Source organism: Paenibacillus sp. PK3_47 (assembly GCF_023520895.1).
Classification (GTDB): domain Bacteria; phylum Bacillota; class Bacilli; order Paenibacillales; family Paenibacillaceae; genus Paenibacillus_AQ.
In genome coordinates, this window is sequence record NZ_CP026029.1 from 1,206,381 (window position 1) to 1,220,430 (window position 14,050).

General features: G+C 53.5%; 9 protein-coding genes. 1 reads left to right on the top strand and 8 read right to left on the bottom strand.

The genetic code is table 11. The features are described 5' to 3' along the window. Positions 1 to 106: 106 nt before the first annotated feature. The 8 genes from C2I18_RS05500 to C2I18_RS05535 form a co-directional block, all read right to left on the bottom strand. Positions 107 to 649 carry a hypothetical protein gene (locus C2I18_RS05500; RefSeq protein WP_249900272.1) on the bottom strand — a complete coding sequence of 181 codons (543 nt, stop codon included), beginning with the start codon at positions 647 to 649 and terminating at the stop codon, positions 107 to 109. Between the two features lie 481 nt (positions 650 to 1,130). Continuing rightward, on the bottom strand, positions 1,131 to 1,976 hold the full coding sequence (locus C2I18_RS05505) for a DUF4097 family beta strand repeat-containing protein (protein ID WP_249900273.1): 846 nt from the start codon (positions 1,974 to 1,976) through the stop codon (positions 1,131 to 1,133). A 125-nt stretch (positions 1,977 to 2,101) separates the two neighbouring features. Then, a complete protein-coding gene (locus C2I18_RS05510) occupies positions 2,102 to 5,878 on the bottom strand; it encodes an Ig-like domain-containing protein (protein WP_249900274.1) in 3,777 nt (1,258 codons plus the stop codon). Between the two features lie 233 nt (positions 5,879 to 6,111). After that, complete coding sequence (locus C2I18_RS05515; protein ID WP_249900275.1) at positions 6,112 to 7,668, bottom strand: ABC transporter substrate-binding protein; 1,557 nt, start codon at positions 7,666 to 7,668, stop codon at positions 6,112 to 6,114. 36 nt (positions 7,669 to 7,704) lie between these two features. Continuing rightward, the gene (locus tag C2I18_RS05520) at positions 7,705 to 8,589 is read right to left on the bottom strand and encodes a carbohydrate ABC transporter permease (RefSeq protein ID WP_249900276.1); all 885 of its coding nucleotides are present in this window, start codon (positions 8,587 to 8,589) and stop codon (positions 7,705 to 7,707) included. 14 nt (positions 8,590 to 8,603) lie between these two features. Further along, positions 8,604 to 9,590: an ABC transporter permease gene (locus C2I18_RS05525; RefSeq protein ID WP_481857876.1), complete on the bottom strand. Its 987-nt coding sequence runs from the start codon at positions 9,588 to 9,590 to the stop codon at positions 8,604 to 8,606. A gap of 280 nt (positions 9,591 to 9,870) precedes the next feature. Then, positions 9,871 to 12,189, bottom strand: a complete 2,319-nt coding sequence (locus C2I18_RS05530; RefSeq protein WP_249900277.1) for a helix-turn-helix domain-containing protein — start codon at positions 12,187 to 12,189, stop codon at positions 9,871 to 9,873. Positions 12,190 to 12,247: 58 nt separating this feature from the next. After that, the gene (locus tag C2I18_RS05535; protein ID WP_249900278.1) at positions 12,248 to 13,024 is read right to left on the bottom strand and encodes an SGNH/GDSL hydrolase family protein; all 777 of its coding nucleotides are present in this window, start codon (positions 13,022 to 13,024) and stop codon (positions 12,248 to 12,250) included. Positions 13,025 to 13,156: 132 nt separating this feature from the next. Between C2I18_RS05535 and C2I18_RS05540 the strand changes: the two genes are divergently transcribed. Next, entirely contained in the window at positions 13,157 to 14,023 is an 867-nt protein-coding gene (locus C2I18_RS05540) for a helix-turn-helix domain-containing protein (protein WP_249900279.1), read from the top strand. Positions 14,024 to 14,050 lie beyond the last annotated feature (27 nt).

Here is a 14,050-nt window from a genome sequence, read left to right on the forward strand (position 1 = left end):
ATAGCGACATCCGCTTAATAAACTTCTTTCCAGGGACGCTGGCCCATCCGATAACCACTGCTAGTGTCTTGCCTAACAACACTCCTGTATAGCCACCTCTGATTTCTCACTTTCGCCCTCCCCAGCACTGTTCAAGGGTACTTCTACCTCTGATTTTCCCAATTTCGCACTTCCCCGCACAATTCAAAGGTACTTCTACCCCTGTTTTCTCACTTTCGCCCTCCCCAGCACAATTCAAAGGTACTTCTACCTCTGCTGTTTTCTCACTTTCGCCCTCCCCCGTACTGTTCAAAGGTACTTCTACCCCTGTTTTCTCACTTTCGCCCTCTTCAGCACAATTCAAGGGTACTTCTACCTCTGATTTCTCACTTCCGCCCCGTCCAGCACAATTCAAGGGTACTTCTACCTTCGATTTCTCACTTTCGCCCTCTTCTGCACCATTCAAGGGTACTTCTACCTCTGCTTCCTCACTTTCGCCCTCTTCTGCACAATTCAAGGGTACTTCTACCTCTGATTTCTCACTTTCGCCCTCTTCTGCACCATTCAAGGGTACTTCTACCTCTGCTTCCTCACTTTCGCCCTCCCCAGCACAATTCAAGGGTATTTCTACCCCTGTTTTCTCACTTTCGCCCTTCCCCGCACAATTCAAGGATACTTATACCCCCGTTTTCTCACTTTCGCCCTCCCCCGCACAATTCAAAGGCACTTCTACCTCTGTTTTCTCACTTTCGCCCTCCCTAGCACAATTCAAGGGTACTTCTACCTCTGTTTTCTCACTTTCGCCCTCCCCTGTACAATTCAAGGGTACTTCTACCTCCGATTCCTCACTTTCGCCCTCCTTCGCTCAAGTCAAAGGTATTTCTACCCCTGTTTTCTTACTTTCGTCCTCCCCCACATAATTCAAAGGTACTTCTACCCCCGTTTTCTCACTTTCGCCCTCCCCAGCCCGATTCAAGGGTACTTCTACCTCTGGTTTCTCACTTTCGCCCTCCCCCGCACAATTCAAGGGTACCTCTACCTCCGATTCCTCACTTTCGCCCTCCCTCGCACAATTCAGGGGTACTTCTACCTCTGATTTTCCCAATTTCGCACTTCCAGCCCAATTCAAGGGTACTTCTACCTCTGGTTTCTCACTTTCGCCCTCCTTCGCTCAATTCAAAGGTATTTCTACCTCTGATTTTCCCAATTTCGCACTTCCCCGCACAATTCAAAGGTACTTCTACCTCTGATTTCTCAGAAATTGAGCCACTGGCTAAATTCAACGGGATTTCTCCCGTTAATCTCACAGAAATTGAGCCACTGGCTAAATTCAACGGGATTTCTCCCGTTAATCTCACAGAAATTGAGCCACAGACCAAATTCAACGGGATTTCTCCCGTTAATCTCGCAAAAAATGGGCCGCCTGCACCATTCAACGGGACTTTTCCCGTTAATCTCACAGAAATTGAGCCACTGGCTAAATTCAACGGGACTTTTCCCGTTAATCTCACAGAAATTGAACCACTGGCTAAATTCAACGGGACTTCTCCCGTTAATCTCACAGAAAATGAGCCACTGGCTAAATTCAACGGGACTTTTCCCGTTAATCTCACAGAAATTGAGCCACTGGCTAAATTCAACGGGACTTTTCCCGTTAAACTCGCAGAAATTGAGCCACTGGCTAAATTCAACGGGACTTTTCCCGTTAATCTCACAGAAATTGAGCCACTGGCTAAATTCAACGGGACTTTTCCCGTTAAACTCGCAGAAATTGAGCCACTGGCTAAATTCAACGGGACTTTTCCCGTTAATCTCACAGAAATTGAACCACTGGCTAAATTCAACGGGATTTCTCCCGTTAATCTCACAGAAATTGAGCCACAGACCAAATTCAACGGGACTTCTCCCGTTAATCTCGCAAAAAATGGGCCGCCTGCACCATTCAACGGGACTTTTCCCGTTAATCTCACAGAAATTGAACCACTGGCTAAATTCAACGGGACTTTTCCCGTTGACCCTGCCAACCGGCCTCTATGCTCACTGCCCAACGGCCGCCGCACGCCGGGAGCTCCTTAACAAGAACAAAAAAAGCGCCCTCCCCCAGGAAAGGCGCTAGCCCACTTTATGGCATCACGGAGAACGTGATGTCATCGAACAGCATGTAGTCGAAGCCGCTGGTGTAGAATCCCACCTTGCCTGACGGCCGGTGGCCGGGATCGCTGCCGGCCAGCCTTGGTGCGCCGTCCACGGATACGGCGATATCGCCGTCCTTGACCGTGACTCTTACCGTGTACTCCGTATCCGGCTGCAGGTCATGGGCCGGCAGAACGTTCTCGGTAAGCTTCTGCCAGGCCGTGCCATACAAGATCCAGGCTGACGTTCCATCCGCCCGGGTGCGGTAGCCGATCCGGGTGGAACCGGCGCTGTCCTGGCGGTCGAAGATGTACAGGATGCCGTTATCCGGCATCACGGACGGTGTCTTCAGCACGAAATCCAGCTGATACGATGTGAAGCTGCGGTCAAGCAGTCCGGTGGCGCCGTTCAGCAGCTTATATCTGCGGTTGCCGTCCGGATCGGCAGCAATGCTGCGGTTCGGGTCAACCGGCCAGCCGTTGCCGCCGTTCTCGAAGTTCGTCTCATGCATGATATTGGAGACCGTTACGGCAATATCGGCTTTGATCTGCGGGTTCACCACCGACACAGCGGTGATTACCGTCTCCCCTCCGTACACAGCGCTGACCACTCCGGTCTGATCGACTGTTGCCACCGCCGGGTCAGCCGACTGCCACGTAACCCCTGTATCCGGTGTATCTGACGGATCGAAGGCCAGCTGCAGCTGCTGCTGTTCCCCTGCAGCAAGCCGCACATCGCTCTGCACTGGAATGATCCCGGCCAGCTCAGTAGTCAGCTCCTTAAACTGGATGTCATCGAAGTGCATCTGGCTGACATTGCTGACATAGAAGCCGACCTTCCCTTCCGCATTATGCCCCGGGTCATTGCCCTTCAGGCGGAATGCCCCATCCAGGTAGACGCTGATGTCGCCGCCCTTCACCAGCATGCGGACCGCATATTCCGTATCCGGCTGCAGGTCATGCCCCGGCAGCTTCACTTCCTTCAGCACGGTCCACGCAGAATTGTACAGCAGCCAGGCGGAGCTTCCGTCCGCGCGGGTCTTATAGCCGATCCGGGTAGAGCCGCTTCCTGCCTGACGGTCGAAGATATACAGAGTCGCGTTATCGCCCAGCACCGCCGGGGTCTTCAGCTTGAAGCTCAGCTCATAGTCCGAGAAGGATTTGGGGCTAAGCGACGAGGCTCCGTTCAGAATCTTGTACCAGCGGTTCGTGCCAATCTTCTCAATACTGCGGTTTGCATCCTGCAGCCAGCCGTTCGCGCCGGACTCGAAATCTGTGTAATCCATCACGCCATCGCCGGCCTCCACGTGAACTGTAACCGTGGTACTCAGCAGCGGATTCTCCACTGAAGCTACCGTGATCACCGTGGTCCCTACAGCCCGGCCGGTTACGGTTCCTGCCCCGTCCACTGCCGCGATAGCCGGATCAGCCGAAGTGAAGGTCAAGGCTGGATTATCCGCGTTCCAGGGGAGGACCGCCGTGCGCAGCTTCACTGTTTTCCAGCGGTCTACAGTAATCTCGCTGTCATAGACACTTACCCCCTGCACGGGATAGCTGTCCGCACCGGCTGTCGTACCTGCCTTACCGGTGACGCCGATCTCAGCAAACGGAATCTCCGGGAAGCCGGGAATCACATCATATACCTCCGCATCCGGCCGCAGCGACAGATCGCCGCCCGCCAGATCGGTGAAGCCGGGATCACCTGCAGTCACCCAGTTATTCGCATACTGGACCAGCCCGAACTTGTCGTACGCGCCATACACATTGGTTGTTACACTGCGCGGAATCGACGGGTTGTAGATGACATTGCCCTGGAACGTGTTGGTGTCAGGATAATAACGGTTCTCCGTGAAGAAATCCGCCAGCTCGGGATACTTGGCCAGGTAAGGTGTTCCGATGAAATTATTATTCGCTGCGAACAAGGCCTGCCACTTCGGCATGTAGTTCAGCGGCACCTGATCATCCGGCTGATCGCCCAGGAACATATCCGCATAGTCATACGGAAGTTTGCTGTCAATGAAGATATTGTTGCGGGTCAGAATATGAGAACCGCCGTTATTTTTAATAGCCGAATTGCCCATCTTGTAGAAAATATTCTCGTCGATCGTCAGCCCCATCGTAAAGTTGTCGGGATACACGCCCTCTACTCCTGCTTTGCTCTCGCCGATGTTATGGAAGTAGTTGCGCCGGATCACCGTGCCCCGCTCATGGGGCTGCTCCCCCGCGTTCATGTAGATCGCTCCGAGGTCGGAGAAGGTCGTACATACATCATAGATCTCGTTATATTCCACGGTATGGTCATTGCCGAAGATCAGCACGCCGGGATGGGGCGCGTCATGCAGCTCATTGTGCGACATGCGGTTGCCCACGCCCGACAGCAATACCCCGGGATTATAGGCTTTGTGATAGTAGGCAAAATCGTGAATATGCGAATTCTCCACCCTGTTGTTCCCCGGCGCAAGCGTCGTTTTGTTGCCTCCGGCCAGCGTGACCGCAGTCCCCCCGATATGGTGGATGTGGGTACTAAGAATAGCATGGTCTGTCCCCGGTGCCCCTTCAAAATTATTGTAGTAGAACCGGCTCTGGGTGTTGACCAGCACCCCGCTGTTGGTGAAATTGCGGATCTCGCTGTTCAGAATACGCATCTGCTTGCCGCCCATGAACACCGCCGCCGAGTCGCGGCCGTTCTCCAGCACCAGCTCGGAGAAGTCGATATAAGAAGCGTTCAGCGCGTTGATCATCGGCGTCTTCAGCATTGTGACTTCAATGCCCGGGTCCGCCGAGGCGGCAAATCCGGCATTGGGCAGAAAATACAGCTTGCCCGCCTCACGGTCAATGTAGTATTCGCCGGGCATGTCGATCTCCTCCAGCAGGTTCTGCGCGAAGTGGAAGTCCGGGTACCAGTTCTTGAAGATACCGCTCATTTCGCCGTAGCGTAGAGTAATACTTTTGGCGGCGGTGTCGATGGAAGCGATCTTGTTATACGACCACTCCCAGCTGTAGCCAAAGATCCCGTCGAGCCAAATGTCGTCGGCCTGCGTCCAGTATTGCGGACGGTCGTACGTATAGGTGAAGGTGCCGCCGCGTGTATGCACCTCCCCGTTCGGGTCCTTGCGGGTCGGGCCCGGGTCGAGAATCTCATCCATCTGGACCGTGCCTTCATTCGGCCAGCGGGCCAGCGTCATGCCCTCTCCGGCTACATACAGCTCCATCGGCGGGACTTTGCTGAGGTCATTAGCCAGATAATAGCCGTGCCGGCTGAGCTCGCCGTAATCAGTAATCCCGAGAGCGGCCAGATCGGCCTCCAACACTTGGCTCCTCGCTTCCGTACTGATGATGCGGCCGAGCACAGCGTTGTCCGTCACCGGAACGAACGCTGATTTCTCGAGCTGCTCCGATCCCGATAAAGTCACGGACTCCCCGGGATATGCCGTGTAAGTTATCGGCTTGCCGGCTTCGCCGGAGTCCTGCTGGCGAAGCTCAAAGCTGGATGTCCGTTCATACCGTCCTTCGCGTAAATACACGGTGACGCCGCCCTTCGGCAGCCCTTTTCCGGCTTTCAATGTACGGATAGCGTCCCGCGCTCTCTCCAGTGTCAGAAAGGGGGCATTCTTTTTTCCGCTATTGGAATCGCTTCCATTAACAGATACGTAAAACGTTTTTCCAGACCCCTTCTCCTCAGCAGGGTCTGAAGATGCAACGGGCGGAACGGGAATCGTCAGGACCAGCAGACCAGCCATCAGCGCTGCAAACAACCTTTTTTTCACCAAAGCTCCTCTTCCTTTCGCATCAAGTGGAAACGGCTTTTCCGTCCTTTTAAAGGACGGTATCGTTTCAGCGAGAAATATAAGGATAAGTTATCATGTGAAACATATAAATTCTTATATTTTAAAATAAAGACGGCCCGGCCAAAACCTAAGCTATGGCAAAGCCGTCCCTGAGCAGCAGGTTCCTCCTGTTTCCTCCGGTGCTATAGTTATCTACTCTGGCAGCTTACTGCTTACTTCTTCAGCCCTTTTTCCTTAAGAAATGCTTCGAATTGCTTCGTCACCTCAGCTACATACTTCTCTTCGCCCGCTTCCTTCAGCTTGCCGTACAGTACAGGCCAGGTTTCTTCAAAATCCAAAGTGCCGGTGACAAGCCCGCGCTTATATTCACCCCACACGGCGTTCAGGTTGGCGATCTCGGTATTGACCGGCTCCGAATTGAATTTGAAGGCACCGACAGGATTAACCTCGGAATCGGAGTTGATCTTTTTGGTCTCTTCCCAGACGTTTTCAGGCTGACCTTCTTTCAGGTATGAGTTGAATACGCTGCCAAAAACCCAGTCCATATTCGGCAGATAACGGGAATCCGGCAGGGCCTTGATGTAATCGCCCGTTGTCTTTTCATAGTGAACCCCTTCAATGCCGTTGCAGATCAGATTGTACAGTTCTTTGTCGGTGTTAATCAGATTCAGCAGCATCATCGCCCGTTCCGGATTAGGGGCCGTGCGGCTGATCGACTGGTTGGTCGTTGCCGAGTAGCCGTTCGAGAACCAGTCGCTGAGCGGAACCGTGATGACTTCATTGCCGCCGTTCTTAGCCAGAACCTCCGCTTCCACCCCCGGCTTCAGCGTGACGTTGAAATCCACTGCGATCTGGCCTTTAGCCAGGTAATCGTTCATTTTTTCAGTAGCGGCATCTTTATAAATATAGCCTTCTTTATACCACTTGCTGGCCAGACGGAAATTGTCGAGTTCTTCTTCCGGGTAGCGGTGCAGCGTATACGTTGGATCATCCGTTTTAATATAGAAGTGGTCATCGAGGCCCGGCACTACCCAGTACTGGTCATCATGCGACTGCGGATTGATAAAGGAGTTACCGAAGGTTCCGAATGGAATGATATCCGGTTCATTTTGCTTAATCTGGGCCAGGAACGGCTCGATGTCGGCAATCTTTTTGATGGAAGCGGTGTCAAGATTGTACTTGTCGGCAAAACGCTTCTGGATGATGAACCCGTATCGGGAGCCGTTAATCTGCTGGTTCGGAATACCGTAAATTTCCCCGTCTACCGAAAGTCCGTCCCACATAACCTGCGGCACATCAGCCTTCAGCTCCGGCGCATATTCATCCAGCAGCGCATCCATCGGCTGAATGGCGCCTTTGCGCACCAGCTCCTCCGGCTTCAGCATGTATCCGGTCCAGAGAATGTCGAACTTCTCGCCTGCCGCAAGCACCGTGTTCATCTTTTGCACATAATCCCCGATGGCCACCGGCATCAGCTTGACTGTAGCGTTGATCTTCTCCTTGACGATCTTGTTGACTTCATCCTGTACCTTCTGCTGATCGGGCTGCAGCTGTGACAGCGGATAATACCATGTCAGCTCGACCGGCTTCAGCTCCCCGGCAGTTCCCGAATCCGGTGCTGCGCTTTGTGCAGCCGGTGTCCCGGTGCTTTCACCGCCGCTTGCCCCGTTTGCATTCCCCCCGTTACCATTGCCGTTGCCTCCGCAGCCGGACAGCACAGATGCTGTGAGCAATACGGATGCCAGAACTCCAAACAGCCTTTTTTTCATGTGAGTGACCTCCTGTACTTTGTACATGATTGTATGTTAACCCTTTAGGGAGCCAACCGTAAGCCCTTTGACAAAAAACCGCTGAAAAAACGGGAAGATCACAAGCATCGGACCGCCCGCCAGCACGGCAATGGCCATCCGCGCCGAACTGTTGGGAAAGCTGGACAAATCGATCCCGAGCTGGCCTGTAAATTCCGAATTCGTGGTGAGAAACTCAATGCTGTTGAGCGTCCGCACGAGCAGCAGCTGCAGCGGCACTTTGTTCGGATCATCAATATAGAGCATCGCGTTGAACCATTCGTTCCAGTACGTGAAGGAGATCAAGAGGCCCAGTGTAGCCAGCGCCGGAGTGGACAAAGGGAGTATAATCCGGAAGAAAATGCGGAACTCCCGCGCCCCGTCGATTTTGGCTGATTCAATAATTTCGAGAGGGATCTTCGACATGAACCCCTTCATGACCATGATGTTGAACGGCGACAGCAGAATCGGCAGAATAAGCGCCCACAGACTGTCCTTCAGATGCAGGTACTGCGTAATGAGAATGTAGGAGGGAACGAGTCCTCCGCTGAACAGCATCGTAAAAAATACATAAAAAGTGGTCACCCGGTTATAACGGTAATCCTGCCGGGATATGACGTACGCGGTCATCGCGGTCAGCAGCAGTCCAAGCAGCGCGCCGATTACGGTCACGGTAATCGTGACGCCATAAGCGCGGAACAGAATATCGGGAGCATCCAGCAGATAGCGGTAGGCATCCAGACTGAACGACTCCGGGATAAACTGGTACCCGTTGTCGGTCAGCGACTTTTCATCTGTAAGCGATACGGCAACGACAAGCAGGAAGGGCAGGATGACCACAAGCGAGAGCACCGTAAACAGCAGGTTAAGAAATAATTTGGAAAATTCGAATTTTCGGGCCATTGTCTGGCATCTCCTTACCATAGAGAGTTATCCGGATCGACTTTGCGCACAATTCCGTTGGCCGTCAGCACCAGCACCAGACCGACAACCGACTGGTAAAAGCCTGTAGCCGCAGACATGCTCACATTGCCGACTTCACGCAGTGCACGGTATACATAAGTATCAATGATATCTGTGGAGCCGTAGAGAAAACCGGAGTTGTTCGGAATAAAATAATGCAGGCCGAAGTCACCGCGGAACATGTTGCCGATGGACAGAATCAGCATGATGATGATGATCGGTGCCATAAGCGGAATAGTTATTTTGAACGCCATCTGCACCTTGGTTGCCCCGTCGATCCGCGCGGCTTCGTAATACTCGCTGTTGATTCCGATAATGCCGGCAAAATAAATCAGCGTGTTGAAGCCCACGACTTTCCATAATTGAACCAGGATAAGGATGACGGGCCACGGTCCGGCATTCTGGTACCAGCTCACCGGATCAAGGCCGAACGATTCCAGCGTGCGGTTGATGAAGCCGTCGGAATGGTTCAGGAAAGCGTACGCCACATACCCCACCAGCACCCAGGAGAGAAAATGGGGCAGGAACAGCGCAGTCTGATAGAACTTGCTCCACTTGGCCTTGATTTCGTTCAGCAGAATCGCCAGCAGCAGAGCCGCAGATGTACCCACCAGAATGTAAGCGGTGTTATATAGAACCGTATTGCGGGTAATCCGCCATGCCGTGTCGGTGGTAAACAAATAGCGGAAGTTATCCAGCCCTACCCACTCGCTGCCGAAGATGCCAAGATCATAACGGTAATTTTTGAAGGCGATAATCAGGCCGATCATTGGAATATAGGCAAAAATCAATTTGTACAATATCCCCGGCAGCGAGAGCAGGAACAGCTCCCGGTTGTTTTTGAAATGATGCAGCTCTTTTCCGATCCAGGTCTTTCTGCGTTTTCCCGGCGGCGCACCCGCATGTGCCTCTTGCCGCGTGAGTGAAGCGTTCTTCATCATAACCAAAGCCCCTTCCTTTCCTTCGTTAGCGGCTGCCTGTGTTCAGGCTTTGCATGGCCTAAGAATAGCGTGGAATAAGGCTGTAGCGGTACTGTACAATCGCAGGATTGCTGTACAACGGGGCTGTATAGTTCCCGGATTCCTGTTCGGGCGGGGCGGTGCTCAAGTGGAAACGGCTTGCCGTACTTTTGTGAAACATATAATTTCTTATATTTAAAAAAAGACCCGCCAAATGAATTAAATTCATTAGCGGGCCTGGCACAAGTATGATGTATTCGCCTTATTTGCTGCGGTCAATGGCCGATTTCAGCCGGTACTCCTTCGGTGTTGTTCCATAACGGCGTTTGAACAGGCGGTAAAAATAGCTTTCGTTGCCGAACCCCACCCTTTCCATGATTTCAGTTACTGTCAGGTCCTTCTGCTCCAGGTACTCCCTGGCATACGCCAGGCGTGCGGCATTGATCTGATCAACCACGGTTACCCCTTCCTGTGCCTTGAACACCTGCCCCAGATAGACGGAGCTCATCTTCAGCATGTCGGCGATCCGCTGCACATTGAGATCCGGATCGGCGTAATGCTTGTCGATGATTTCTTTTACCGTTTCAGCCAGCAGCCTGTTCTTGTCCTCGCGCCCGTTCCGGCGCTGCTCAGCCACCTCGCGCACCACTTCCAGCAGTTCGGCCTCAATCTCATCCAGGGTTTCCTTCTCCAGAATCCGCCTGTTGACGGCCTGCAGATTGACGGACACGGGATTAATATTGTGATTATTCATCTCGCCCAGCGTGTTGCTCAGGGTCACCGCCAGATGCAGCACTGCCGAGAACATATTCTCGTAGCTGAAACCGCCGAGCAGTGTTCTCCATCTGGTGATCGCCAGCTCCGTCTCTGCCAGATCGCCGCCCTTCAGCCCTTCCGTCAGCTGCCGCTCCAGCTCCAGCGGAATCCGCAGCGAGTCATTCCGTTCATTCCCGCGGATCCGCTCGGGTTCAAGCACCGCTCCCTTGCCGAAGATCATCCGGTAATTGGAATGGCGCACCGCCAGGTTGTAATGCTGCGTAATGCTGCGGTAATTCTCAAACACTTCGCTCAGCGTAACCGTAAAGGTAATGTGATAATAAGCAAAAATAGTCTGCTGAAGCTCCCTGAAGCGCTCATCCAGCTTGGCAAGTGCCCCTGTTCCGGCAGTTCCGCTGCCGACAAGAAAGACCAGATGCCCGCTTTTCATATCCGCAGCTTCACAGGAGCCGGCAGGCCGCAGCAGCTCCTGGCCGATATTGGCAATGGCAAAGTACAGCAGAGATTCCATCTGCAGTCCCTGTCCTGCGGCAAGGCCCTGCAGATCATCGATCTGCACCAGGGCTAGCCGGAGCGGCGACGGATAAGCGATGTCTATCCCGTACTGCTGCCTGATCTGCAGCAGCGCCTGTTCGTCAACGCTTTGGCTTGCCCCGATCAGGCTCCGCAGCTGGTAGACCTTGGCGATATTCGACTGCGAGGCCCGTTCCTGCTCCAGCCCCTTCAGCTTGCCGATCATCTCGGTTACATTGGCCGCGATCAGTGACAGCTCATCCTTCCCCTGCGGAAGGCTGCGGCCCTCCTGCGGTACCAGCGTCAGCAGCTGGCCGACCGGCTTATAGAGCCGCAGCGCAAAGAGTACAGACAGCATAACGGCGAGCAGAACCACGGACAGTGTTACCGCCACTTCTGTCCACCGCATCTGCCGGACACTGCCCAGCACATCATTGTAATCCTGCATGCTGATGATCTGCCAGTTGTTCAGCGCCTTGCTCAGATAAGTGACTTTATACTTCCTGTCGCCATGCGTGTAATTAAAAGAATCCAGCGCCTGACCGGAGGCACCGATCCGCGGCAGCAAATCCGCCCGGATGTTAAGCCCTTCCGGAAGCATACCGTCGGTTGAAATCAGTACCTCCCCTTCACTGTCGGTGACAAAGAGCACATCATTCTCCCGCTCAGCCACTTGGTTAAGCGCTTTCATATTATCCAGCATCCAGCCCGGCTTTACCGTCAGAATCAGCACATTCTCATTGATGGAACCAAGGGCCTCTCCGTCATAAATGAAAAAAGCAAATACGTCAATGCTTTCGTCTTTTCCGTCAAGATCCAGAGGGATCAGCTGCAGCCGCGGCAAATCCGAACGGGTTGCCATGTAATCCTCCAAGGCGCTGTACAGGAGGCTGTTGTTAATTTCATGATTGAGCGACGAGAAGAACCGGTGCTGGGCTCCGTTGTAAAAGACGGCCGCATGCAGGTACGGGGAAGCTGCCACCGTATGGTTCAGCCGTTCGATCTTCAGAATGCTCTGCCGGTAATCGGCACCGGATTTCAGGGCAATCAGTTCTTCGTCATTGTACAGGGATACTGCCAAATCCTTCACGATGCCGTTCATGTTCTCTATATTGTAGTTGATTTGGGTCAGCAGCTTGACGTCGGCTTCGTTCTGCAGGCTGAGCACCTTGCCGCGGGCGCTGGCATTCAGAAGCAGCGAAGCGACAGCCAGTGTAGCAACAACAAGCATAAAGCTGAGCAAAATCCGCTGCAGATATTTGCGCGAACGGATCGTCTGCAGTATATTCATGGGTTCTCTCTCCCTGCTTTTAGGGTGAACTTATCATAATCCCCGGCGATTTTGCTTGTCAATCCGCCTTTTGGCAGGCAGCATCTCCCGGGTCCTCTGCATCTGCCAGCACATCCGGTCCTGCCTGGAACAGCTCCTGCAGCAGCACCCGTGCCATTACCCGGTGACCGGATGCATCCGGATGAATGCCGTCCCCATAGCTGTACGAGCTGTCAGCCGACCGCACTTGCCGGATGTGTCTGACCAGCGGTGTACGCATGTCAATCACGCCACCCGCAGGACAGCCCCCGGACAGCAGCCAGTCTGCATAGTGCTCCAGTACCTTGTCGTACTCTTTGTAAGGCGCCAGATAGCTGAAACCTGCCGCATCCTCCGGCTGCAGCGGCCCCTTCACCGATAGGGCATCGAAGGGCGGCGGTGTCATCAGAATGACTTTGGCCCCGGCTTCAGAAATCTGTGCGGACAGCTGCCGCATCCCGTGCTGATAGGCTGCAAAACGCGCCTCACTAAACGGATGATAAATTCCGTCATTCATACCGTAGCATGCTATAACTGTATCCGGAGCAGCTTTTGCCAGTTCCCCGGCCAGCCTTTCGTGAATGCAGGGCCGGGGAAAGGGATGCTCAGCTTCGCTGAGCCCCGAGGCGGTCTCACTGGGTACACCGCGTGCGAGCAGCTTCACTGCCGAATCCGGACGGTGCTTTCTCAGCCATTCCTCCGCCAGCCGGATGTACAGGCCGTCAGCCGTAATACTGTCTCCGAGAAACAGGATGCGGGAATCCGCCGAATCTTGTGTTATCTTCTTCATCTTCATATCTTTTGATAATTTCTGCATGCTTTTTCCCTCCTGACTATCGTGCAGGCTGCCCGCTTAGCCTAAGCCAGGCAGAACCTCCGCACTCTAAGGGTAACGCAGACAGGGTGCTCCCGCCTTGACGATCCCGACCACTTTTAGCATAATATTGCCATGACTACCAAACTATTCGCGCGGGACATCGGACTGGAGCCCGGATTTACCTTCAGAATCCAGAAATGTCCGCTGACCCATGATTACTATGTCCACAGCCATGACTTCTCGGAGCTGGTCGTTATTCTGTCGGGTAACGCCGTGCATATCATTGAGGGGAGGGAATATCCGGTTTCCGCCGGACAGGTTTTTCTGATTCATCGGGATGTTTCCCACGGATACAAAAATGTCGACGGGATCGAATATGTGAATGTGATGTTCCAGCCCGAACAGCTGCTGCAGCAGTCTGAGCTCAGGCTGCTGCCCGGATTTCAGGCCTTGTTTTACATCGAACCCTTTTACCGTAAAGAGATGTACTTCAAAGGCATGCTCACCCTGGATGCCGGACAGCTCCGGGAGGCTACGCGGCTGCTTGATGTCATTCTCGGAGAGCATGACCGGCAGCCTGAGGGATACCGGCTGATGATCCGCACTTATTTTACCGCCCTGGTCGGCCTGCTCTCACGGTATTATCAGAACAGCAGCGGACTTGAAGACAATAAGGCACTGCGGATTGGCGAGACGGTCACCTATATCGAGGAGCATTTTCTGCAGCCGATCACCCTGCAATCAATGGCGGATATGGCCTATATGTCGACCCGCCAGTTCCTGAGGGTCTTCACCCGCAATTACCAGACTACACCTATGGATTACGTCATCCGCAAGCGGCTGGACTATTCCTGTACGCTGCTGCGGAGCCCCGGCCTCTCCATTTCCCAGGTGGCCCTGGACAGCGGGTTTCACGACCAGAACTATTACTCACGCCAGTTCCGCAAAGTATTCAACTGCACGCCGAGCGAATACCGCGAGCGGATTCTGCATTCTTAAGTTGACTGCCTCTTCCTCTTCCGGAAT